This is a genomic window from Pseudophaeobacter sp. 1A16562 (assembly GCF_041008785.1).
GTDB classification, from domain to species: domain Bacteria; phylum Pseudomonadota; class Alphaproteobacteria; order Rhodobacterales; family Rhodobacteraceae; genus Phycobacter; species Phycobacter gallaeciensis_A.
Genome location: NZ_JAXGFT010000003.1, coordinates 342721 through 365096, shown reverse-complemented (window position 1 = coordinate 365096; position 22376 = coordinate 342721). Strand labels below are relative to the sequence as shown.

Here is a 22376-nt window from a genome sequence, read left to right as displayed (position 1 = left end):
GCTGAATTCGTTCGCCGCAGTCTCAACCAGAGACATTTAGACATCATTGCAACCAAAAGGAGATTGCGTGGGATTTTACTAACCCATACTCCGGACTGTCACCTTTCCATGCCCCAGAACACAGAAAAGCCCCGCAAATTGCGGGGCTTTCCAGATTGTCAGAACAGAGAAATCTCTGAAGATCAGTCGCCGGTCTTCAGCGCTGCGCCCAGGATGTCGCCCAGCGATGCGCCGGAATCCGAGGAGCCATACTGTTCCACTGCTTCTTTCTCTTCCGCGATCTCGCGTGCCTTGATCGACAGACCCAGACGGCGGGTCTTGCTGTCAACGTTGGTCACGCGGACGTCGATCTTGTCACCAACCGAGAAACGCTCGGGGCGCTGATCGGCACGGTCACGCGACAGGTCGGAGCGGCGGATGAAGGACTTCATGCCTTCGTATTCCACTTCGATGCCGCCGTCTTCGATGGCGGTCACTTCGACGGTCACGATCGAGCCACGCTTCACGCCGCCCACGGCTTCGGCGAACTTGTCGCCGCCCAGGGCTTTGATCGACAGGGAGATACGCTCTTTTTCAACGTCCACTTCGGAGACAACGGCCGAAACCATGTCGCCTTTGCGGTAGTTCTGGATCGCATCTTCGCCACGCTCGTCCCAGCTGAGGTCGGAGAGGTGAACCATGCCGTCGATGTCGCCTTCGAGGCCGATGAACAGACCGAATTCGGTGATGTTCTTGACTTCGCCTTCGACTTCGGTGCCCTCGGGGTGGGTCTCGGCAAAGACTTCCCACGGGTTGCGCATGGTCTGCTTGAGGCCCAGGGAGACGCGACGCTTGGCGCCGTCGATTTCCAGAACCATGACGTCGACTTCCTGCGAGGTCGAAACGATCTTGCCGGGGTGCACGTTCTTCTTGGTCCAGGACATCTCGGAGACGTGGACCAGACCTTCGACACCGGGCTCCAGCTCAACAAATGCACCGTAATCGGTGATGTTGGTGACGCGACCCTTGTGCACCGAACCCAGCGGGAACTTGGCGCCAACCAGATCCCACGGATCTTCCTGCAGCTGCTTCATGCCGAGAGAGATACGGTGGGTCTCTTTGTTGATCTTGATGACCTGAACCTTGACGGTTTCGCCGATCGACAGGATCTCGGAAGGGTGGTTCACACGGCGCCATGCCATGTCAGTGACGTGCAGCAGGCCGTCAACGCCGCCGAGGTCAACAAACGCACCGTATTCGGTGATGTTCTTGACCACGCCGTCAACCGCATCGCCTTCGGACAGTTTGCCGATGACTTCTGCACGCTGTTCGGCGCGCGATTCTTCCAGGATAGCACGACGGGAGACAACGATGTTGCCACGGCGACGGTCCATTTTCAGGATCTGGAAGGGCTGCTTCAGACCCATCAGCGGGCCGGCGTCGCGCACGGGGCGCACGTCAACTTGCGAACCGGGCAGGAAGGCCACGGCGCCGCCGAGGTCGACAGTGAAGCCGCCTTTGACGCGACCGAAGATCGCGCCTTCGACGCGGGCATCGTCTGCGTATGCTTTTTCCAGGCGATCCCATGCTTCTTCGCGGCGCGCCATCTCGCGGGAGATGACAGCTTCGCCACGGGCGTTTTCAGCCGAGCGCAGGAAGACTTCCACTTCATCGCCAACGGCGATTTCGGGAGTTTCACCAGGATTTGCGAATTCTTTCAGATCAACGCGGCCTTCCATTTTGTAGCCGACGTCGATGATGGCCTGGCCCGCTTCGATTGCGATGACCTTGCCTTTAACAACGGACCCCTCATCGGGTGTGTCCATTTCGAAGCTTTCGTTCAGGAGGGCTTCGAATTCCTCCATCGATGTGTTCTGAGCCATGTGGTCTCGGATTTCCTTTACATATCTTATTTAGCTGGCCATGCGGTTGTCTCCGCCGGTCTGAATGGGTTGGTCGGTCTGAGATCACGCATCTGAACCGTCTGGAGCAAACAAACACAAAGGGCCGGAGGTTGCCCCGACCCTGCTCAGACTGTCCGTGGTGCGTTTTCGCATCTCTTTCGACAGGGGCCGTATAAGCAGATTCCCCCTTGCTGGCAAGGGGAAATGGACTCGGCATCCCTGTCACGACAAGGATGCGCCCCGGCTATTGGCGGCGGAAACAGCCGCCGCCTCCCCCGTTTCCGGTCAGCCTTGCCGATCCTTGATCGCCGCAATGGCCGCCGCGATGGCGGCTTCGATGCTCAGATCGCTGGTATCGATCACGACCGCGTCATCCGCGGGCTTCAGCGGCGCCTCGCTGCGATTCATGTCGCGTTCGTCCCGGGCCTTCACATCAGCCAGAACGGTGTCGTAATCGCTGTCCGATCCGTTTTCGCTCAGCTCCAGGAACCGGCGGCGGGCGCGGACCTCGGCGCTGGCGGTGACAAAGAGTTTCGCCTCGGCATCCGGGCAGATCACCGTGCCGATGTCGCGCCCGTCCAGCACCGCGCCCCCGGCCCGGCGGGCAAAGCTGCGCTGGAAATCTACCAGGGCCTGACGCACCTCAGCGATCACCGCCACTTTTGATGCGGCCTGGGCCACCTCGGCCGTGCGCAGCCCCTCGGCCTCCAGATCGGCAGCGACCAGAGACTGCGCGGCCTCAAGTGGTTTATCGCCAGCCAACACCCGCGCCCCGACAGCCCGGTACAACAGGCCCGTGTCCAGATGGGCAAAACCGAAATGCGCGGCGACGGCCTTGGAAATCGTGCCTTTGCCCGCTGCTGCCGGGCCGTCGATGGCGATGGTGAAACGGGTGGTCATGCTGCAAAGCGCTCCGAAATCTCAAGCGTGGGTGAACTTGGCGCCAAGCGCGGTCATCAGCGGCTCGAAGATCGGGAAGGAGGTCGCAATCGGGCCGCCATCATCAACGGAGACCGGGTTTTGCGCCGCCATGCCCATCACCATGAAGGACATGGCGATCCGGTGATCAAGGAAACTCTCGCAGGTGCCGCCGCCGGGTACGCCTTCGGGGCCAAGGCCCATCACAGCCCACCAATCGTCGCCTTCACGGACGGCAACGCCATTGGCCCGCAGGCCCCGCGCCATGGCGTCGATCCGGTCGCTTTCCTTGACGCGCAGCTCTTTGACGCCCGCCATCATGGTCTCGCCCCGTGCAAAAGAAGCAACGACGGAGAGCACCGGGTATTCATCGATCATCGAGGCCGCGCGTTCAGGCGGCACCTCGATCCCCTTCATCGAGGGAGAATAGCGCGCCCGCAGGTCGGCGACCGGCTCACCGCCCTCGACACGTTCGTTTTCATATGTAAGGTCCGCGCCCATCTCGCGCAGGGTAGTGAACAGTCCCGCGCGGGTCGGGTTGAGGCCAATTCCCGGCACCAGCACGTCCGATCCGGGCGTGATCAGCGCCGCGCAGACCGGGAAGGCGGCTGAGGATGGATCGCGCGGCACCGCGATCACCTGCGGTTTCAGCTCGGGCCTACCGGTCAACGTGATGACGCGGCCCTCTTCGGTCTCTTCGGTGGTGATCTCGGCGCCGAACCCTTCGAGCATCCGCTCGGTATGGTCGCGGGTGGCTTCCTTCTCGATCACCACGGTCTGCCCCGGCGCGTTGAGGCCTGCCAACAGAACAGCCGACTTCACCTGCGCCGAGGGCACCGGCACCACATAGCGCACCGGCACCGGATCCGCCGCCCCGACGATGGTCATCGGCAGCCGCCCGCCAGAGCGGCCCACCGCCTGCGCGCCGAACAGGGCCAGCGGATCGGTAACCCGCGCCATCGGACGTTTGTTGAGGCTGGCATCGCCGGTGAAGGTCACTGAAATCGGCGAGGTCGCCATAGTGCCCATGATCAGCCGCACGCCGGTGCCGGAATTGCCACAGTCGATCACATTGTCCGGCTCGGCAAAACCGCCGACACCGACACCAAAGACCGACCACTTTCCGCCGCCATGGTTGATTACCTCGGCCCCGAAGGCCTGCATCGCCTTGGCCGTGTCCAGAACGTCCTCGCCCTCCAAAAGTCCTGAGATCCGGGTTTCGCCCACGGCCATGGCGCCAAGGATCAGGGACCGGTGCGAAATCGACTTGTCGCCCGGCACCTTGGCCACGCCTGCCAGCGGGTCGGCACGGTGAGAGGTCATCGGGGTAGGCGTACCGTGTCCGGACATGAAGGCTTCCTTTGTCAGAGTGTCGCGAATGCTTTTGTTTCCGCTATCGGTAACGAATTGCCGTGATCCGGTCCAGCGCCGATCAGCGCAAGATCACGCCCATATCACCCCGATATCAGCCAAGGCGGCGGAAGGTCAGGTAATGCGGCGTTCGCCCTTCTCGCAGGGCCTTTTGCTCGTAACGGGTGGAAATCCAGTCGTCCCAGGGCTCGCGCCAGTCGGCAGGGCGTTCGGCCAGCCATTCAAAGCCCGCTCTTGGCACTTCTTCCAAGGTCTGGCGGACGTAATCAGGAATATCCGTCGCCACCCGGAAAATCGCGCCGGGTTTCAGGCAGCGGGCCAGCGGCTCCAAATGTTCCTGGGTCACAAAGCGGCGGCGGTGATGGCGTTTCTTCGGCCAGGGATCGGGATAGAGCAGGAAGGCGCGCGAAATCGACGCTTCGGGCAGCACATCCATCAGATCGCGCGCATCGCCGGGATGCACTGCGATATTATCCGCATTTGCCTTGCGGATCTTGCCCAGCAGCATGGCCACCCCGTTGATAAAGGGTTCGGCGCCGATGATGCCGACTCCTGGGTTTTTCTGGGCCTGATGCACCAGATGCTCACCGCCACCAAAGCCGACCTCGAGCCAAACATCGCGACCGCCAAACAGCGCCTGCAGATCCAGCGGATTGCGCTCCGGGTTTTCATCCCAGCCCACCGCCCCGGGCGACAGCGCCCCGAGGTCCTCGTCCAGATAACGTCGCTGGCTGTCCTTCAGGGTCTTGCCGCTGAAACGGCCATAGAAATTGCGCCAAGGCGCGCCGCTGGCGTGTTTGTCGGCCGCATCGGTCCGCGCCGGGTGGCTGGCAGAGCTGGTTTTCTTGTCATCAGACATCGGACGGGCCTTTTCATTGCCGGTGTTTCCACGCCCGAATTTGCGTTTCGCCATTAACAGGCGCAGGCGGGCGAATGCTGGGCGTCCATCTGCCGCAAGCCGCCCTGCGGGTCAAGAGAGCTGTCCCGGTGCTACTGATTCTGCGGCGCCTGTTCCCGCAACACTCCGGCAGCCACCAGCCGCAAGCGGGACGGGTACCATTCGGCATTGGGGCGCACCCGCATGGTTTCAATCGCAAAGGCCGGATCGACCCCGCGCGATACCAGATAGGTCAGCTGTTCGTAGATTTCCTCCTGAGTGTCCTGATAGATCCAGGAGCCGAATTCAAAAGGGGTGGCCCAATCTTCGTCATCGCGCCATTCGCGATAGTAGCTTTGCACCGCCTCCGGCGCCCAGCTGCGCTGATGAAACCCGATCTTGGACCCCAACATCATGCGCCGCCGCTGCCCGGCCAGAAAGATATCGACACAGGCGCTGACACATTCCCCATCGACCGAAGTATTCAGCCCGTGATCCATCACGATCCAGGCGATCTCGGCCCCGGCATAGACGCTGCCGCCGCTGCTGTTCAGACGGATCTCGGTGACCTGCGGGTTGTCTGCCAGGATGGTGCGAAAGGCGTCGATGTCCTCGGGGGTGATCTCGGACGCCGCGCCGGTGATGTCGGTTTCGGTGTCAAACACCAAGGCCTCGCCGTCGATACGAAATTTCTGCGGCAGGGGCTCCCTGGCCAGCAGGGGTAACGGCAATGCCAGCAGCACAAGGCAAAGCAGCGAGAACATAGTCAGGGATGAACGGTTCATATGGACATGGCTTCCTTTGCGCGAAGGGCATTCCCCGCCGGAAAAGTCTAGTTCGGCCCCGGCGCGTAGCTCAAGCCCTGCGCCCTACACCAGTCGCGGATCAAAAAGGGGCAGGCCCCGTGGCCCGCCCCCGTTTTGCAATACACTGCCTGACCGGATCAGACGGCCTTTTTCAGCGCCTCGACCAGATCAGTGCGTTCCCAGCTGAAGCCGCCATCGGCATCGGGTTCGCGACCAAAGTGACCATAGGCTGCGGTGCGCTGATAGATCGGCTTGTTGAGGCCCAGATGCGAGCGGATGCCGCGCGGGCTGAGATCCATCACCTGACCAATGGCTTTTTCGATCGCCTCAGGCGCGACGTCGCCGGTGCCGTGGGTGTCAGCATAGATCGACAACGGCTGAGACACGCCAATCGCATAAGACAGCTGGATGGTGCATTTGTCGGCCATGCCAGCGGCAACGACGTTCTTGGCCAGATAGCGCGCAGCATAGGCCGCCGAACGGTCTACCTTGGTCGGGTCCTTGCCCGAAAAGGCGCCGCCGCCATGCGGGGCCGCACCGCCATAGGTGTCGACGATGATCTTGCGGCCGGTGAGGCCGGCATCGCCATCAGGGCCGCCGATCACGAACTTGCCGGTCGGGTTTACGTGCCAGATGGTTTCTGCGGTCAGCCAGCCCTCGGGCAGGGTCTCGCGGATATAAGGTTCCACGATCTGGCGGATATCGTCGGATGTCAGCGACTCGTCCAGATGCTGGGTCGACAGCACCAGCGAGTTGACGCCCACCGGCTTGCCGTTCTCATAATTGATGGACAGCTGCGATTTGGCATCGGGACCCAGTGCAGGTTCGGTGCCGTTCTTGCGCACTTCGGCAAGGCGGCGCAGAATCGCGTGGCTGAACTGGATCGGCGCGGGCATCAGCGCGTCGGTTTCATTGGTGGCAAAGCCGAACATGATGCCTTGGTCGCCAGCACCTTCGTCCTTGTTCTCGGCCGAATCGACACCCTGCGCGATATGGGCGGACTGTTCATGCAGCAGGTTGGTGATTTCCACGGTCTCGTGGTGGAACTTGTCCTGCTCGTAGCCGATGTCCTTGATGCAGGCGCGGGCGATCTCGTCGATCTTGCCCATGTAATCGTGCAGTTTGTCCTGGTCGGACAGACCCACCTCGCCCCCGATCACAACGCGATTGGTTGTGGCAAAGGTCTCTGCCGCGACACGCGCTTCTGGCTCTTCCGCCAGAAAGGCGTCCAGAACGGCATCGGAAATCCGGTCACAGACCTTATCCGGATGGCCCTCGGAAACGGATTCCGAAGTGAAAATATAGTGCTTGCGGGTCATGAAAAGTGCTCCATTTGGTTTCGCCTCGCCACGCCAGGAAGCCGTTGTGGGAGGAACCGAAACTACCTACGTGGGAAGACGGTTGTCGTCAATGCTTTTACCGGCCAGAGGTTGAGCAGCTATGAACGCGCCTGCATATTTCCGCCGCGGCGCAGCGCCGCACCTGCCAGCCCCAGCAGCAGGATCAGCACCGGCCAGTCCCCGGTTCCGCTGTAAGGGGTCGCGGGAAGCGCCGCGGGCAGGATCACGTCCACATAGCCAGCCTCCCCCAAGGGCAGCGACGGGCCAAGGCGCCCATAGGGGTCAATCACGCCGGAAATACCGGTATTGGCGGCGCGCAGCATCGGCAGCCCCTGCTCTGCGGCCCGCATCCGCGCCTGCACCAGATGCTGATAGGGCCCCGAACGAGTGCCGAACCAGGCATCATTGGTGATCTGCACCAACATGTCCGGGCGATCGGGGGCGGCGTTCACATCCTGCGGGAAGACTGCCTCGTAACAGATCAGCGGCAATGCCTTGCCGATGGGCAGATCCATCAGCCGCGCGCCGGGTCCCGCAGCATAGCCCGCCCCGGCCTGAGAGGCCAAACCATGGAATCCGAACCGCGCCATCAGATCGCCAAAGGGCACGTATTCCCCGAAGGGCACCAGATGTGCCTTGTCATAGACCTGCCCGGCAGAATCATCGGCGCTGATCAGAGCAGCCGAATTGAAATAGGCGCCGCCTTCTTCGCGCTGGATCCCCAGCAAGAGCGGCACGCCCGGAGCCTGCTCAAGGATCGCCTCCAGCGTATCCCCGGCATAGTTCAACAACTGCGGCACCGCGGTTTCCGGCCAGATGATCATATCAGGGCGCGGGCCTTGGGCGTTAAAGCCCATGGCGCGGCGCACGAAATCCCACCGCAGATCCGGGTGCCATTTCTGGTGCTGCGGCGCATTGGGCTGCACCAAGCGCACCCTGTGATCCGTCAGTTCGACCACGGGAGGAGACGGCAGCAGCGCCACCAGAGCTACAAGTGCCCCACCGGGCAGGACCGCACGTGCGGGGCTGTGGCGCAGCTGCGCCAGCGGCAGAAACGCGGCAAGCGTCAGCACCGCCAGCCCCTGCGGGCCAATCCACGGCAGCAGCTGCGCTGCGGGCGTGTCGATCCAGAACTGTCCGAAAGCCGCCCAGGGAAACCCCGTCAGAAGATAGGCGCGGGCAAATTCTGCAAGGCTCCAGAAGGCAATCAGCAGGGCGATCCGCACCGCCCCCCTGCTCCACCGCACCGCACCGGCAAAGGCAGCGCCCCAGAACAGCGCCAGACCACCGGCCAGAAACACAAGGGCAAAGGGCGCCATCCAGGCGTGCCGCTGCGCGTCCACCTGAAAGGGTTCAACGATCCACGACAGGCCAAAGGCAAAATACCCAAGACCGAAGGCCCAGCCCAACATGGCGCCAGACCAGGACGTCTGCGCCCGCAGGGCAAAGGCGCCAATCACCGCCAGTGCAATTGGCACGGTCCAGAGCATGTGATTGGGGGCCAGCGCCAGCGACATGAGCGCGCCAAAGCCAAAGGCCAGCACAAGGACCGGCAATTGGGGCGTCAGCCGCCCCAACCTGCTGCGCAGACCGGAAACCTTCGTCATTCCGCGGCGTGGGGCACCAGTACCCGCAGCCGTTTGATCCGACGGGGATCGGCATCCATGATTTCGAACTCAGGCCCGTCCGGGTGCACGATCACCTCACCGCGGGCGGGCACGCGGCCCGACAGCATGAAGACCAGTCCACCCAGCGTGTCGATCTCTTCTTCGTCGACATCGTCGTGATTGGTCAGCGACTGGCCGATCTCAGCCTCAAATTCATCCAGTGGCGTGCGGGCTTGGGCGATATAGCAGCCAGATTTTTCCCGAAACCAGGTCTGATCCTCGCCGGTGTCGTGTTCGTCCTCGATCTCACCGATGACCTGCTCAATGAGGTCTTCGATGGTCACCAGACCGTCAACACCGCCATATTCGTCGATCACCAGCGCCATGTGCCGACGTTCGGCCTGCATCTTGGCCAGAAGCACCCCGATGGGCATCGACGGTGGCACAAACAGCAGCGGGCGCAGCATCTCGCGCAGATTGAACGGCTCCGCCCCGCAGTTGAACCCATGGGTCAGGGCAAAATCCTTGAGGTGAGCAAAGCCAAGCGGCGTGTCCAGCGTGCCCTCGTAAACCGGGACTCGGGTAAAGCCGCTGTCGCGGAATACCTGCACCAGATCGTCGCTTTCGATTGTCACGGGGACGGCCACGATCTCGGCCGAGGGGATAGCAACGTCTTCAACCCGCATCCGGCGCAGATTGATCATGCCATGTGGCTGAACCTCGGAGACAGCGTCTTGCTGTTCTTCCTGTTCCTCCGTCGCGGCAGAGGCCGACAAGGAGCCGAAAATACGCCCCAACAGTCCGGTCTTTTCCGCGTGCTCCGTGGCCTCGATGGCCTCACTCTTCATATGCAGCGCGCCATGCGCTGCGTTAGAACTGCCTTCTATGTCGCCCATTTATCCTATCCAATATGCCCCGTTCAGGGGCTTCCATTTACCGTATATGGGTTATCGATACCCAGTTTGCCAAGTATCTCGACCTCCAGCCCCTCCATAAGTGTGGCGTCGGGGTCGCGAATGTGATCGTAACCCAAAAGATGCAACACTCCGTGAACAAGCAGATGACAGAGGTGATCTGCCAGCGGTTTGCCCGCTTCCTCGGCCTCACGGGCGCAGGTTTCATAGGCAATGGCAATGTCACCCAGCGGGATTTCGCCCGTAAAATCAGCCTCTGGCGGCAGAGGGTCCCCGCCCGGCTCCTCGGCAGAGAGTTCCTCGGCTGGCCAGCTGAGCACATTGGTCGGGGTCGGCTTTTCACGGAATTCTGCGTTCAGATCCGCGATGCGCGCATCGTCGCAGGCCAGCAGGGAAATCTCGCACTCCTCGGCCTCCAGATCAAAATGCGCAAGCGCAGCGCCGATGGACCGCTCCGCCAGCCCCTCAAGCGCAACCGCATCCCAGCGGCTGTCTTCGGTGGAAATCTCTAATGTCATCTGTCGCTTTCACATATCCGCTGGGGTCCGACATCACGGACCCGGCGCAGGGCGCCGGGATCAGATTGCCGGAACATCCGCGTCATAGGCTTCGATGATCGCCGCCACCAGTGGGTGACGCACCACATCGCGGGCGGTGAAATAGTTGAAGCTGATCTTGGGAATGCTGCTCAGCAACCGCTCCGCATCCGCCAGACCCGAGGGCACGCCGCGCGGCAGGTCCACCTGGCTGCGGTCGCCGGTGATCACCATGCGCGAACCTTCGCCAAGGCGGGTCAGGAACATCTTCATCTGCATGGTCGTGGCGTTCTGCGCCTCGTCCAGCACCACAAAGGCATTCGAAAGCGTGCGCCCCCGCATAAAGGCCAGCGGCGCGATCTCGATCGTCTTCTCTTCCTTCAGCTTGGCCAGTTGTTTGCCGGGCAGGAAGTCATTCAGCGCGTCATAAAGCGGCTGCATATAGGGATCGACCTTTTCCTCCTGGGTGCCAGGCAAGAAGCCGAGCCGTTCGCCCGCCTCAACAGCAGGACGGCAGAGAATAATCTTGTCCACCTGTCCAGTGATGAACATGCTGACCCCGACCGCGACAGCCAGATAGGTCTTGCCGGTGCCGGCCGGGCCGATGCCGAATGCCAGCTCGTGTTCATATAAGGCCTGCACATAGGCCTTCTGCGCGTCGGTGCGCGGCTCCACCAGCTTCTTGCGGGTCTTGATTTCGACCTTGCCGCCACTGAACATTTCCAGCTGGCCGCCCGGATCGGTCTGATCCGACGGCCCCATGCGCAATTCGCGGTCCACATCGGCGCTTTCGACGCTACGGCCTGTTTCCAGCCGGTCATAGAGCGCAGTCAGAACCGCTGCGGCCTGTTCGCGGCTTGCTTCCTCGCCCATCACCGACAAAAGATTGCCCCGGCGCAGGATCTGCACGCCCAGCTTCTGTTCGATATCGGCGATATTGCGGTCGTATTCCCCACAGAGGTCGATCAGCAGGCGATTGTCAGGAAATTCCAGCAGCACTTCATGTGCGGTGTCGGGATGGGGGTGGGACGACGACGGCGGGGCGCTGGTGACCAATCTCTATTCCTCTGGCTTGCGGTTTCCTTCAATGTGCCTCTGCCGCGCGCCCGGTGCAAGCGCAGCCCGGCAAAATTCACACGGTTGAAACAAAAATGGGCTGACACAATACGGACGGGGTCAGAACGGCAAAAGAAAACAGCCGCCCAAAGACGGGCGGCTGCGTTGTTCTCAAAACCGTTCGATGCGCTTACAGCGGGTCGCCATAGGTGGAACCAGACTTGAACGGCCCGGTTGCGACATTGCGCGGCAATTCGCTGTTGCAGACGGGTTTGCCATCCGGCGTACGGCGCAGGTCGGCATAGCCTTCGACACCGTCATCGATGATCCAGTGTTCACAGCCCTGCGGATCGACCCAGATACCGGCAGTCAGCTGCGAAAGATCGCCACTTTTGCCGTCAAAAATGTTCTGGTCGCGGGTCTTGTCGGTGACATCGGTACACGCAGCAACCGAAAGCGCAAGGCACAGAGCAGCGGCCCCTTTGAGAATGGTCATGCTGTAATCCCCCTTAGCGCACACAATAGATTTCGACGCGACGGTTCTGCGCCATATTGGCCGCGCTGGTATTGGGAACGCGCGGATCACGTTCGCCGTAGGCGCGGATATCACCAACCCGCGCACCGGCAGATCGTGCGACCTGAGCCACCGCATTGGCCCGGCGTTGCGACAGGCCGATATTGTATTCATCCGAGGCGCGGCTGTCGGTGTGACCCGCAATCACGAAATACCGTGTGCTCGGTTTTGTCTTCTGAAAGAATTCCGTCAGGCGCTTGCGGCCTGCCGCGTTGATGAAATGCTTGTCCGTGGCAAAGAACTGATCCGTCGGCATCATGCCACACAGCAGACCGGGACGACACACAGGTTTGCCGTCCGGTGTGACATGCGGTGTCATGTACCCTTCGGCGCCATCGTCCATCACCCAATGTTCGCAGCCATCCGGATCAACCCAGATGGTCGGCACATAGCGTTCCCCGACAACAGTACGTGTCTGCGTATCCTGCGCCTGAACAGACGCCCCTGCCAGACTGAATGCGACCGTGGCAGCGGCCAGCAAAGCGCCTGCTTTTCTCAACTTGAAATTCAGCACAACCAGATATCCTTCACCTAAGTCCCCCCGAGAGCATGCCACCACGAGCGTTAAGCCTCACGGTAACAGCATCAATCCATGTATAAACAATAAACTACACAACTTTTCAGCCTATTGCCCCTTGGCGGAGCCTATTTTTTCCCAAAACTATGCGGATTTCCCCAACACTCAAACAAATTTCTTAAAACTGTCCACAAAATGGATGCAATAAAGACTCACCCCGCGCCAAAGGAGCGAGGTGATCAAAGGCTGCAGAGGCCCGAGAAAATGGTCAGCCGATCAGCTCACCGGCCAGCGAATTGGCGCCCGAGGACACGATGCGCACCCGCGCCAGATCGCCGATGGCGCGGTCGCAATCGGCCACATGCACCGCGTGCAGATAGTCGGATTTGCCCACCATCTGCCCGGGCAGACGGCCCGCCTTTTCGAACAACACGCCAACTTCGCGCCCGACCATGCTGTCCTGCACCTCGCGCTGCTGGCGGGTCAGCAGGGCCTGCAGCCGCTGCAGGCGTTCATCCGCCACCGCAGCTTCTACCTGCGCGCGCTCGGCCGCCGGGGTGCCCGGACGGGTCGAGTATTTGAAGGAATAGGCGGTACCGTATTTCACTTCCTCGATCAGGTCGAGCGTGGCCTGGAAGTCCTCTTCGGTCTCTTCCGGGAAGCCGACGATGAAATCGCCCGAGATCAGGATGTCGGGGCGCGCGGCGCGAATGCGTTCGATCAGGCGGATATAACTTTCGGCGGTATGGCTGCGGTTCATCCGTTTCAGGATCCGGTCCGATCCGGCCTGCACGGGCAAGTGCAGATAAGGCATCAGCTTTTTGCAGGTGCCATGCGCCTCGATCAGGTCGTCCATCATGTCGTTGGGGTGCGAGGTGGTAAAGCGGATACGCTCCAGCCCGTCGATCTTGTCCAGCTCCCAGATCAGCTGCGCCAGGGTCCAGTCCGCGCCATTCGGCCCCTCGCCGTGGTAGGCGTTGACGTTCTGACCCAGCAGCGTGATCTCGCGCACGCCGCGCTCCACCAATTCCTGTGCCTCACCGATGATGCGGGATACGGGGCGGGAGACTTCGGCACCACGGGTATAGGGCACCACACAGAAGGCGCAGAACTTGTCGCAGCCCTCCTGCACCGTCAGGAAGGCCGTCGGGCCACGTTTGGCCTTAGGGCGGTTCTTGAGCTTTTCGAATTTGTCCTCTTCGGGGAAATCGGTATCGAGCACCTTCTCCCCCGCGCGCGCCTTGCTCTCCATCTCTGGCAGGCGGTGATAGCTTTGCGGTCCGACCACCAGATCGACCAGCGGCTGGCGGCGCATGATCTCTTCGCCCTCGGCCTGCGCAACGCAGCCCGCAACGCCGATCTTCAGATCCGGTTTTTCCGCCTTCAGCCCCTTGAACCGGCCCAGCTCGGAATAGACCTTTTCGGCGGCCTTTTCCCGGATGTGGCAGGTGTTCAGCAGGATCATGTCGGCATCATCCGCCGATTTCGTCTCAACATAGCCCTGCCCGCCCAGCGCCTCGGCCATGCGTTCGCTGTCATAGACATTCATCTGACAGCCGTAGGTCTTGATAAACAGCTTCTTGGGGGCGCTCATGGGTTCGTTGCCTTCCAGCCGGACATAGGGATCAGCGGCCTGCCATACTGGGAAATGACGCCGCTTGCAATGCAGGCGCACTTACCCGATTTTGGGAGCAAATGCCAGAAAGGCAGGAGCAGACCGCAGTGATGTATTCTTCCCTCGACGATTTTCTTGAGCAGCAGTCGGCGCTGCTGATCAAGGGGCCCGTCGCGCTGATCTTTTTCGAAGATGACGTGGAAATCGGCACCACCCTGCGCCACCACCTGCAAAGCGGCTTCGCCGAGGTGATCGCCCTGATCCCCGATGCCTTTGACCTGCCGGGGGATGTGAAAAACCGGGTGCACCGGGTGCCGTTTGACTGCAGCGTGCCCGAAACCGTCTTTGCCGCAATCAACAAGGTGATCCGCACCGCAAGCCCCGGATGCTGGCTCTACTACTGCTACAACGCGGAATACCTGTTCTTCCCGTTTTGCGAAACGCGGACTGTCGCGGAAATGCTGACCTTTCACACAGAGGAAAAGCGCGCGGCGATGCTGACCTATGTGATCGACCTCTATGCAGGTGATCTTGAGGCTCACCCCAACGCCGTGTCGCTGGCCAATGCCTATCTGGATAAATCGGGATACTATGCGCAGTCCCGTTACATTGGTGCCAAAAGCAGCCCCGAGGAGCGACAGCTCGACTTTTTCGGCGGTGTGCGCTGGCGCCACGAGGAACACATCCCGCAGGCCAGTCGCAAGATCGACCGGATCTCTCTGTTCCGGGCCAGACCCGACCTGGAGTTACAGCCGAACCACACTTTCAATATCGACGAATACAACACCTATTCCTGCCCCTGGCATCACAACCTGACGGCAGCCATCTGTTCCTTCCGCACCGCCAAGGCGCTGAAACGCAATCCCGGCTCTTCGTTCGATATCCACAGCTTCCGCTGGCACAATTCCACTCCGTTCGAATGGCATTCGCGCCAGTTACTGGATCTGGGGTTGATGGAGCCGGGGCAGTGGTTCTGAGGCCGGTTTCCCCGGCACCCCCTGCCCCGCCTTAATAGCAGCCGCTTACCGCTGCAACAGCACCGGGAACCAATCCTCGCGCAGGCGCTGGCCCGGCTGCATGTCATGCCCCGGAAACGGCGGTGAGGTCGGGCCGGGGCGTTCGACATAACGTGCATCGTCGCCCACCAGCCGCAGGGAAAAGGCACGGCGGCGCTGATCTGCGGTATTACCGCGCGCACCATGCAGCGTGCGATAGTTGAAGGCCACGGCGTCGCCCGGCTCCATCTCCCACTCCATGACCCGCATGCCTTCGGCATCGGGATCGGGCACCGGCATGTACTGGCCCTCGTCGGCAAAGAACCCCTCTTCCGAGACCCAGCGGGTGGGCAGCACTTCCTTTTCCCAGGCATGCGATCCGGCAACGCAGCGCAGCGATGCCTCCCGCACGGGATCAAGCGGCGACCAGAAACTGATCGTCTGCTGGCCCTCGACAAAGTAATAGGGACCATCCTGGTGCCAGGGCGTCGCCATCGAGGTGCCCGGTTCCTTGACCAGCACGTGATCGTGGAACATCTGCACCCGGTCAGAGCGCATCAGATCGGCGGCAACCTCGGCCACTGGCGAGGCCTTGATCGCTTCGTCAAACTCGGAAATTCGCGTCCAGTTGCAGTAGTCGTCAAAGAAACGCCCGGTCTGGCCCTTCTTTTCGTTGTTGGAGGCATAGGGGCCCGGCTCTGCCATATTGGCCTCTACCCCCTTTCGCAGCAGATCGACCTGATCCTTGAACAGGCCCTTGATCATCACCACCCCGTCGCGCTGGTAGGCTTCGACCTGCTCTTCGGTGATCAGCGGATGCACCATCTTTCGTCTCCCTTATTGGACGTCTTGCTGCTGGTAAAGTTGATCTGGCCAGAACATAATTTCAAATCATATCTTTCTAATATACCCTTCGGAACATGTTATACCTCACTCTGCGCCACTATGAATATGTCACCGCCATCGCCCGCCACGGCAGCCTGTCGGGTGCGGCGTCGGCGCTGCATGTCAGCCAGCCCGCCCTGTCCGCCGCGCTGGCCCGGATCGAGGCACATCTGGGCCGGGTATTGTTCCTGCGCAGAAAAGGCGCGGCGCTGGCCCTGACGCCGCAAGGGCGCGAGTTTGTCACCGCAGCCGAGGCGCTGTTGTCGGAGGCCGCGCGGCTGGAACACGCGGGCACCGGTGCTGCACCGCAGGGACGGCTGGTGCTCGGATGTTTCCGTGATCTTGCGCCTTTTCTGCTGCCGCGCGCCCTGCGGGTGCTGCGCCAGACCCTGCCGGGGGTGGAGCTGGACCTGTTGGAGAGCGATTTCGAGGATCTGATCGCAGCGCAGCTGTCCGGCGCCTGCGATCTGGCGCTGACCTGGGATCTGGGGCTTGATTCCAGCTTTACCCGGCAGGAGCTTTATCGCGTCACGCCACAGGCGCTGATGCCGCCGGATCATGCGCTGGCCGCCCGGGCTGAGGTCAGCCTCAGCGACCTTGCTACCGAGCCGCTGATCCTGTCGCGCGAAGGCTTGTCGATTGCTCATATGATGCGGCTGTTTCGCGGCGCAGGGCTGGTGCCCGCCATCGCCCGTCGCGCCGCCTCTCTGGAACTCCTGCGCAGCCTAGCCGCCAGCGGCGAAGGCATCGGGCTGGCCTACAGCCTGCCGCAATCGGATCACAGCTATGAAGGACTGCCACTGATCGCCCGCCCGCTGGCCGCGCCGCAGGCGGTGGAGCCGGTCGTGTTGACCTGCCACGCGGACCCGGCGCCGCACTCGCTCACCGCGCGGGCGATGGCTGCGCTGACACAGGCTTTCAAAAAGGACGCTACGGAGAGAGAATCAGAAGATCAGCCGTGATCGGCCTTCTTGCGCAAGCGGACCACTACATCGACCGATGCGATTTCCATGCCTTCGGGCGCCTCGGGCAGGCGCTGGATCACCAGCTGATCCGAGGGCGCATCGCTGACGCGGCCTTCCTGCTCCCAGTAGTAATGCGGGTGGTCATGGGTGTTGGTGTCGAAATAGCTTTTCGACCCGTCCACCGTGATCTCCTGCAGCACGCCCGCCTCGCAAAAAGCGCGCAACGTGTTGTAGACGGTGGCCAGCGACACGGCCGCACCCTTGTCCTTGGCGGCTTCGAACAGGCTTTCGGCGGTGACATGGCGATGCTTGCCATCCCCGACCAGCAGTTCAGCCAGCGCCACCCGTTGCCGGGTCGGGCGCAGACCGGCCTGTCCCAGCCAGTTGGTTGCCAGATCTTCGCTGTTTGGCGTCATGTGCAGATCCTGCCTCGCGTTGCTGACCGTATATATAGGGGCAACGGGGGGGGATTTTCAAATGGATTCCCCTGCGGCGTCTTGCACCGCGCCCCGCGCAAAGCCCCCGCAGCACATGGACGGGACAGATGCAGAACCCTTGCAGGACCCGCAGGGCCGATGCTACAGGAGGCCAGATTGAAAACAGACACCTCAGCAGGAGCACCGCCAGTATGGCCGACTACCCGAGCAGCTTTGACAAAGAAGATTTGCTGAAATGCGCCCGAGGCGAGCTGTTCGGCCCGGGCAATGCCCAGCTGCCCGCGCCGCCGATGCTGATGATGGACCGCATCACCGAAGTGAGCGCCGACGGCGGCAGCCACGGCAAAGGCCACATCCTTGCGGAATTCGACATCACCCCGGACCTGTGGTTCTTCGAATGCCACTTCCCCGGCAACCCGATCATGCCCGGTTGTCTGGGTCTGGACGGGCTGTGGCAGCTCACCGGCTTTAACCTCGGCTGGCGCGGCTGGAAGGGCCGCGGCATGGCCGTGGGCGTCGGCGAAGTGAAGCTAACCGGCATGGTCCGCCCCGACCGCAAGATGCTGACCTACAAGGTGGATTTCAAAAAGGCGATGCAGACCCGCCGCCTGACCATGGGCGTTGCCGACGGCACGGTGGAGGCCGATGGCGAAGAGATCTATCAGGTCAAGGACATGCGGGTGGTTCTGAGCGAGGGCTGAGGCCCGCGACGGCTGACCCCAGTCACAATCAGGTTAGAAGATCAGGAGGCCCCACGGGGCCTCTTTTTGTTGTTCCAAGAGTGAAGAGCGCAGGGACAACTCGAAGCCAGTTCCCTCAATCCATCAAGACCACACTCAAGCTTCCAGACAGCGAACGATGAAATCTGCCATACTATCCCACATCGCCATTAGGTGTTTGTCTGACGGCGCAAAGTCGGGGGAATGCACATAACGGTTAAGCGTATCCGCTGAAACAAGCTGGTCCATTTGCCCAAATTTCTTCGTTGCATCCAATTGCTTTTTGTCAATTTTGCTTTGGTCAAATAGGTGTTGCCCCACCTTCCTTACTCTCAGCGACAATTTATCGTTTTGATGGACATCCACGCTATGTTGAGTCACGTAATTCTCAATTGAGATCTCAAGAAGCACTCGGAATAGAACCGAGATCGCATTGCGGTGCTTTCCTAAGTCAAGACCAAACTGCAATTCCTCCCAAATCTCATGGTGCCGTTGAAGTCGCCCCGGCCAGACAATGCCGTACTCCTTTTGCGGAATAAGCGTGTTTCTCATGGAGGGTTTTGGCACAGGGCTCGGTTTTGGACTGGGCAATGGCTTCGGCTTCGGGGGCGGCGGGGGCGCGGACGGCGGGGGTGTTTTTCCTTCTGTCGACAACGCATCAGCTACCGTGGGCAAAACTCCCTCCACCTCAAGCCTATCCAAATACGCCCTTTTTCCATCCACATCCCAAAGATCACCTAGAACAACCTTTCGATTGGCCAAATCCTCCGCAACACGAGCCAGTGCAGACAGGACCTTTTCTTCATTATGCGTATATTCAAACTTTTTCTTTCGAACGCTGAATCCAAGTCTGTTTCTAAATGCTTCGGCTGAAAGGAGGCGGTTCATGGTGGAACGCGGAATTTGGCGACGTTCGGGAAGCAACCCGGCACTCGTCAGCCTTTGTTCAATTTCATCAGCTACGTTGAATCCCCCGCCTTGTCCGGTTCGCTGGACAAAGTTGTTCTTCATACGGTCGTCCCACGTAAACTGCCCGACACCATTTTGTGAGCCCGTGTGTCGCCTGAAAAGAATACTGTCCAGTCTGTCACGGTCATTCTCTACATGGCACGTGACTTTCTCAGGGAATGGGCCAACCCATTTTTTCCTGAGTTCGGAGAAAAAATCTTGGAGCTGAGTAGTCGGTGCGCGAGACGGTTCAAAGAGCAGTTTAAGGCAAGTGACCCGCCTATTGCCGTCAAAAACCGTGAACACTCCATTCTCGGCAGAAACAAGTGGCGGCTCATAGATTGTGCCCTGCTCAACGATGTCTTTGGCGAGATTACGCATGTGGGATTCTCGCATGTTGAACAGCCAAGCAATCGCAGCTGTCTCGTTTTCCAGCTCGCCGTGCCTATCGTTCGCGCGGTTCACGCGCAAATCACTTAATGATATGTCTCTCAATTGCATGATTTCGCACATATATCATGCACGCAATCATAGCAACTAACAGCAACACCGCACACAGGGGTTGCACTGCGCGCTTCTTGCACGGTCCGACAACCAACGCCCAACCCATCTTGCACCCATGCCCTGCACGGCCTAGTAAGGCAAAAGCTATTAAGGGAGTGCACCTATGCGTCGCGTCGTCGTCACCGGTCTTGGCATCGTCTCCTCGATCGGCAACACAGCCGAAGAGGTTCTTGCATCGCTCAAGGCCGGGAAATCCGGTATCGTAGCCAGCCCCGAAATGGCCGAACACGGCTTTCGCAGCCAGGTGGCCGGCACGCTGAAAATCGATCCTGCCGAACATGTGGACAAGCGCACCCTGCGCTTCATGGGGCCAGGGGCTGCCTATGCCCATATCGCCATGCAACAGGCGATCGCTGATTCCGGCCTGTCCGAAGATCAGATCGTCAACGACCGCACCGGTCTCATTGCAGGGTCCGGCGGACCGTCGACCTCGTCCCTGCTGGCCGCGCATCAGACCGTTCTGAAAACCGGCGCGACCAAGCGGATCGGGCCCTTCGCGGTGCCGAAATGCATGTCGTCCACGATCTCCGCGAACCTGTCGACCGCGTTCAAGATCAAGGGCATCAACTATTCCATCACCTCGGCCTGCTCGACCTCGCTGCACTGCATCGGCAGCGCCGCGGAGCAGATCATGATGGGCAAGCAGGACGTGATGTTCGCCGGTGGCGCCGAAGAGCTGGACTGGACCCTGTCCTGCCTGTTCGACGCGATGGGAGCGATGTCCTCGAAATACAATGACACGCCCGAAAAGGCCTCGCGCGCCTTTGACCAGAACCGCGATGGTTTCGTTATCACCGGCGGCGGCGGCATCGTGGTGCTGGAAGATCTGGATCACGCGCTGGCCCGCGGCGCCAAGATCTATGCCGAGGTCACCGGTTTTGCCGCAACCTCGGACGGGCACGACATGGTGGCCCCCAGCGGTGAAGGCGGCGAGCGCGCCATGCGTCTGGCCCTGTCCACCCTGCCCGAGGACCGCAAGGTCTCCTACATCAACGCCCATGGCACCTCGACCCCGGTTGGCGACCTCGGCGAAGTCGAAGCCGCCCGCCGCGTCTTTGGCGCAGGCCAAGTCCCGCCGATTTCCTCGACCAAGTCGATGACCGGCCACGCCCAGGGTGCTGCCGGAGCGATGGAGGCGATCTTCTGTCTTCTGATGCTGGAAAACGATTTCATCACCCCGTCGATCAACGTCGAAACCCTGTCCGAAGGCATCGAAGAGGGCGAAATCGCCACCTCCTATGTGGAGAACGCCGGTCTGGACAGCGTGATGACCAACAGTTTTGGGTTTGGGGGCACTAACGGCTCCATGGTTCTGAGCAAGTACAAGGGATAAGCACGTCATGTCTGGAGTTTTGACCGGCAAACGGGGCCTGATCATGGGCGTGGCCAACGAACGTTCCATCGCCTGGGGCATCGCCAAGGCGATGCACGAGGCCGGAGCCGAGCTGGCCTTCACCTATCAGGGTGAAGCCTTTGGCAAGCGGCTGGAACCGCTCGCGGCCTCTGTCGGCAGCGATTTCATGGTTGATGTGGATGTGACCGACGATGCCTCGCTCGACACCGCATTCGAACAGCTGGCAGCGCGCTGGCCGACGATCGATTTTGTGGTGCACGCGATTGCCTATTCGGACAAGACAGAGCTGACCGGCCGGTTCATCAACACCAGCCGTGCGAACTTCAAGAACTCGATGGATATCTCCGCCTATTCCTTCATCGAGGTGGCGCGCCGCGCCTATCCGATGATGGAGGAGAACGGTGGCACCTTGCTGACGCTAACCTATGGCGGCTCCAACCGGGTGACCCCGAACTACAACGTGATGGGCGTTGCCAAGGCCGCACTGGAAAGCGCCACCCGCTATCTGGCCAATGACCTTGGCCCCGATGGCATCCGCGTCAACGCGATCTCTCCCGGCCCGATGAAGACCCTCGCCGGCGCCGCTATTGGCGGGGCGCGCAAGACCTACAAGCACACCGAACAGAACGCGCCCTTGCGGTCAAACGCAACGCTGGAGGCCGTGGGCGGCACCGCCGTCTATCTGGCCTCGGATGCGGGCGCCTATACAACGGGTGAGGTCATCCGTGTCGATGGCGGCTTTCATATCCTTGGTATGCCGCAGCAGGAAAACCTCTAAGTTTTCCGCAAGCTGCATACTTCAAAATGGAAAAACGGGCGCCCTCACCGGACGCCCGTTTTCCTTTTATGGCAGTCGCGATCCCAAACGGCTCACCCTCCGTCAGCCTCGTCCGGGCCATCCTTCTCCTGAACCTTGCGGCGGGAGCGCGCCAATCCTGCCTCGAACCCCTCGCCATCTCCGAATTCGGAAAACTCGGCATAGCGCGCGTGGGCCCCTGCAACCCGCGCGGCATGCTTGATCGGGCACCAATAGGCTTCGGTGCGGCTGGCAACTTCACGCACCCAGGCGATCACCCCGTTGCAATACCCGCAGTAGATGCAATTCAGTTTCTGCACCCCGTTGAGATAGGCCAGATGGTGCCGGTCCATCCGGATAAAATCGCGCCTCGGCACCTTGGGGATACCGTAAACCGGGAAACAGGCGGCCTGATAGACAAGCACGAAGAGGTCCAGCAGCACGAAGGGCACGATCAGCGCATAGATGAAAGGCGCGGTGATCAGCACCATCGGCCGTGTGTAGGCAAGAAAGCGTAGCCAGCGCACCCGCAATGCCCGGTGACGACGGCGGGCCTCTTCCTCCCAGACGATGCGGCCGTTCTCCAGCTTGTACTGAAACGCGGCGCGCTTGTCGGCGATTTCATCCTCCAGCTCGTCCTGCAGCTCCCGCATCCGGGCCAGCAGATCCTCCATTCGCGTGCTCATCTCATACCCTCCA

22 protein-coding genes and 1 riboswitch are annotated in these 22376 nt (G+C 61.0%); of the genes, 5 read left to right on the top strand and 17 right to left on the bottom strand.

The genetic code is table 11. From position 1 onward, the window contains the following. Positions 1-182 precede the first annotated feature (182 nt). The 13 genes from rpsA to miaB form a co-directional block, all read right to left on the bottom strand. Positions 183-1862, bottom strand: a complete 1680-nt coding sequence (gene rpsA / locus SM764_RS06100) for a 30S ribosomal protein S1 (protein ID WP_065272332.1) — start codon at positions 1860-1862, stop codon at positions 183-185. A gap of 306 nt (positions 1863-2168) precedes the next feature. Further along, entirely contained in the window at positions 2169-2783 is a 615-nt protein-coding gene (gene cmk / locus SM764_RS06095) for a (d)CMP kinase (RefSeq protein WP_065272331.1), read from the bottom strand. A 21-nt stretch (positions 2784-2804) separates the two neighbouring features. Next, complete coding sequence (gene aroA / locus SM764_RS06090) at positions 2805-4151, bottom strand: 3-phosphoshikimate 1-carboxyvinyltransferase (protein WP_368947763.1); 1347 nt, start codon at positions 4149-4151, stop codon at positions 2805-2807. Between the two features lie 115 nt (positions 4152-4266). After that, positions 4267-5031, bottom strand: coding sequence for a tRNA (guanine(46)-N(7))-methyltransferase TrmB (trmB, locus tag SM764_RS06085; protein ID WP_368947865.1), 765 nt, complete (start codon positions 5029-5031; stop codon positions 4267-4269). 131 nt (positions 5032-5162) lie between these two features. Then, entirely contained in the window at positions 5163-5834 is a 672-nt protein-coding gene (locus SM764_RS06080) for a COG3904 family protein (RefSeq protein ID WP_369001288.1), read from the bottom strand. Positions 5835-5992: 158 nt separating this feature from the next. Next, on the bottom strand, positions 5993-7174 hold the full coding sequence (gene metK / locus SM764_RS06075) for a methionine adenosyltransferase (RefSeq protein WP_065272328.1): 1182 nt from the start codon (positions 7172-7174) through the stop codon (positions 5993-5995). Between the two features lie 6 nt (positions 7175-7180). Continuing rightward, positions 7181-7230: riboswitch (SAM-SAH riboswitch) on the bottom strand. 63 nt (positions 7231-7293) lie between these two features. Beyond that, positions 7294-8802, bottom strand: coding sequence for an apolipoprotein N-acyltransferase (gene lnt, locus SM764_RS06070; RefSeq protein WP_490363068.1), 1509 nt, complete (start codon positions 8800-8802; stop codon positions 7294-7296). After that, positions 8799-9698 carry a hemolysin family protein gene (locus SM764_RS06065; RefSeq protein ID WP_274830557.1) on the bottom strand — a complete coding sequence of 300 codons (900 nt, stop codon included), beginning with the start codon at positions 9696-9698 and terminating at the stop codon, positions 8799-8801. Before SM764_RS06065 ends, lnt begins: the two co-directional genes overlap by 4 nt. A gap of 23 nt (positions 9699-9721) precedes the next feature. After that, on the bottom strand, positions 9722-10234 hold the full coding sequence (gene ybeY, locus SM764_RS06060; protein WP_369001287.1) for an rRNA maturation RNase YbeY: 513 nt from the start codon (positions 10232-10234) through the stop codon (positions 9722-9724). A gap of 60 nt (positions 10235-10294) precedes the next feature. Next, the gene (locus SM764_RS06055) at positions 10295-11308 is read right to left on the bottom strand and encodes a PhoH family protein (protein WP_065272324.1); all 1014 of its coding nucleotides are present in this window, start codon (positions 11306-11308) and stop codon (positions 10295-10297) included. A 190-nt stretch (positions 11309-11498) separates the two neighbouring features. After that, positions 11499-11804: a hypothetical protein gene (locus SM764_RS06050; protein ID WP_065272323.1), complete on the bottom strand. Its 306-nt coding sequence runs from the start codon at positions 11802-11804 to the stop codon at positions 11499-11501. Between the two features lie 13 nt (positions 11805-11817). Continuing rightward, positions 11818-12402, bottom strand: coding sequence for an OmpA family protein (locus SM764_RS06045; protein ID WP_370571264.1), 585 nt, complete (start codon positions 12400-12402; stop codon positions 11818-11820). A gap of 265 nt (positions 12403-12667) precedes the next feature. Then, entirely contained in the window at positions 12668-13993 is a 1326-nt protein-coding gene (gene miaB, locus SM764_RS06040) for a tRNA (N6-isopentenyl adenosine(37)-C2)-methylthiotransferase MiaB (protein ID WP_065273685.1), read from the bottom strand. Between the two features lie 128 nt (positions 13994-14121). Here miaB and SM764_RS06035 point away from each other — a divergent pair, with 128 nt between their 5' ends. After that, complete coding sequence (locus SM764_RS06035) at positions 14122-14991, top strand: glycosyltransferase family protein (protein WP_065273686.1); 870 nt, start codon at positions 14122-14124, stop codon at positions 14989-14991. A gap of 45 nt (positions 14992-15036) precedes the next feature. Here the strand turns inward: SM764_RS06035 and SM764_RS06030 are convergent, their stop codons facing one another. Further along, positions 15037-15834 (bottom strand): phytanoyl-CoA dioxygenase family protein, encoded by a 798-nt coding sequence (locus tag SM764_RS06030; protein WP_065272321.1) that lies wholly within the window; start codon positions 15832-15834, stop codon positions 15037-15039. A 95-nt stretch (positions 15835-15929) separates the two neighbouring features. On the opposite strand from SM764_RS06030, the gene SM764_RS06025 reads away from it, so the two are divergent. Further along, complete coding sequence (locus SM764_RS06025; RefSeq protein WP_369001286.1) at positions 15930-16856, top strand: LysR family transcriptional regulator; 927 nt, start codon at positions 15930-15932, stop codon at positions 16854-16856. Here SM764_RS06025 and irrA read toward each other — a convergent pair. After that, positions 16847-17275 carry an iron response transcriptional regulator IrrA gene (gene irrA, locus SM764_RS06020; RefSeq protein WP_274830553.1) on the bottom strand — a complete coding sequence of 143 codons (429 nt, stop codon included), beginning with the start codon at positions 17273-17275 and terminating at the stop codon, positions 16847-16849. The genes SM764_RS06025 and irrA overlap by 10 nt on opposite strands. Positions 17276-17487: 212 nt before the next feature. Here irrA and fabA point away from each other — a divergent pair, with 212 nt between their 5' ends. Further along, entirely contained in the window at positions 17488-17997 is a 510-nt protein-coding gene (fabA, locus tag SM764_RS06015; RefSeq protein ID WP_065272318.1) for a bifunctional 3-hydroxydecanoyl-ACP dehydratase/trans-2-decenoyl-ACP isomerase, read from the top strand. 135 nt (positions 17998-18132) lie between these two features. Here fabA and SM764_RS06010 read toward each other — a convergent pair whose 3' ends face one another. Then, positions 18133-19464 carry a hypothetical protein gene (locus SM764_RS06010; RefSeq protein WP_369001285.1) on the bottom strand — a complete coding sequence of 444 codons (1332 nt, stop codon included), beginning with the start codon at positions 19462-19464 and terminating at the stop codon, positions 18133-18135. 166 nt (positions 19465-19630) lie between these two features. On the opposite strand from SM764_RS06010, the gene fabB reads away from it, so the two are divergent. After that, the gene (gene fabB / locus SM764_RS06005) at positions 19631-20860 is read left to right on the top strand and encodes a beta-ketoacyl-ACP synthase I (RefSeq protein ID WP_369001284.1); all 1230 of its coding nucleotides are present in this window, start codon (positions 19631-19633) and stop codon (positions 20858-20860) included. A gap of 7 nt (positions 20861-20867) precedes the next feature. Beyond that, on the top strand, positions 20868-21659 hold the full coding sequence (locus SM764_RS06000; protein ID WP_065272315.1) for an enoyl-ACP reductase FabI: 792 nt from the start codon (positions 20868-20870) through the stop codon (positions 21657-21659). Between the two features lie 92 nt (positions 21660-21751). Here SM764_RS06000 and SM764_RS05995 read toward each other — a convergent pair whose 3' ends face one another. Further along, positions 21752-22363, bottom strand: a complete 612-nt coding sequence (locus SM764_RS05995; RefSeq protein ID WP_065272314.1) for a hypothetical protein — start codon at positions 22361-22363, stop codon at positions 21752-21754. Positions 22364-22376: the final 13 nt, after the last annotated feature.

Bases quoted from the DNA above. Each gene is read 5' to 3' on its own strand.
- rpsA (WP_065272332.1), bottom strand. From the start codon at position 1,862: ATGGCTCAGAACACATCGATGGAGGAATTCGAAGCCCTCCTGAACGAA.
- cmk (WP_065272331.1), bottom strand. From the start codon at position 2,783: ATGACCACCCGTTTCACCATCGCCATCGACGGCCCGGCAGCAGCGGGC.
- aroA (WP_368947763.1), bottom strand. From the start codon at position 4,151: ATGTCCGGACACGGTACGCCTACCCCGATGACCTCTCACCGTGCCGAC.
- trmB (WP_368947865.1), bottom strand. From the start codon at position 5,031: ATGTCTGATGACAAGAAAACCAGCTCTGCCAGCCACCCGGCGCGGACC.
- SM764_RS06080 (WP_369001288.1), bottom strand. From the start codon at position 5,834: ATGAACCGTTCATCCCTGACTATGTTCTCGCTGCTTTGCCTTGTGCTG.
- metK (WP_065272328.1), bottom strand. From the start codon at position 7,174: ATGACCCGCAAGCACTATATTTTCACTTCGGAATCCGTTTCCGAGGGC.
- lnt (WP_490363068.1), bottom strand. From the start codon at position 8,802: ATGACGAAGGTTTCCGGTCTGCGCAGCAGGTTGGGGCGGCTGACGCCC.
- SM764_RS06065 (WP_274830557.1), bottom strand. From the start codon at position 9,698: ATGGGCGACATAGAAGGCAGTTCTAACGCAGCGCATGGCGCGCTGCAT.
- ybeY (WP_369001287.1), bottom strand. From the start codon at position 10,234: ATGACATTAGAGATTTCCACCGAAGACAGCCGCTGGGATGCGGTTGCG.
- SM764_RS06050 (WP_065272323.1), bottom strand. From the start codon at position 11,804: ATGACCATTCTCAAAGGGGCCGCTGCTCTGTGCCTTGCGCTTTCGGTT.
- miaB (WP_065273685.1), bottom strand. From the start codon at position 13,993: ATGAGCGCCCCCAAGAAGCTGTTTATCAAGACCTACGGCTGTCAGATG.
- SM764_RS06030 (WP_065272321.1), bottom strand. From the start codon at position 15,834: ATGGTGCATCCGCTGATCACCGAAGAGCAGGTCGAAGCCTACCAGCGC.
- SM764_RS06025 (WP_369001286.1), top strand. From the start codon at position 15,930: ATGTTATACCTCACTCTGCGCCACTATGAATATGTCACCGCCATCGCC.
- irrA (WP_274830553.1), bottom strand. From the start codon at position 17,275: ATGACGCCAAACAGCGAAGATCTGGCAACCAACTGGCTGGGACAGGCC.
- fabA (WP_065272318.1), top strand. From the start codon at position 17,488: ATGGCCGACTACCCGAGCAGCTTTGACAAAGAAGATTTGCTGAAATGC.
- SM764_RS06010 (WP_369001285.1), bottom strand. From the start codon at position 19,464: ATGCAATTGAGAGACATATCATTAAGTGATTTGCGCGTGAACCGCGCG.
- fabB (WP_369001284.1), top strand. From the start codon at position 19,631: ATGCGTCGCGTCGTCGTCACCGGTCTTGGCATCGTCTCCTCGATCGGC.
- SM764_RS06000 (WP_065272315.1), top strand. From the start codon at position 20,868: ATGTCTGGAGTTTTGACCGGCAAACGGGGCCTGATCATGGGCGTGGCC.
- SM764_RS05995 (WP_065272314.1), bottom strand. From the start codon at position 22,363: ATGAGCACGCGAATGGAGGATCTGCTGGCCCGGATGCGGGAGCTGCAG.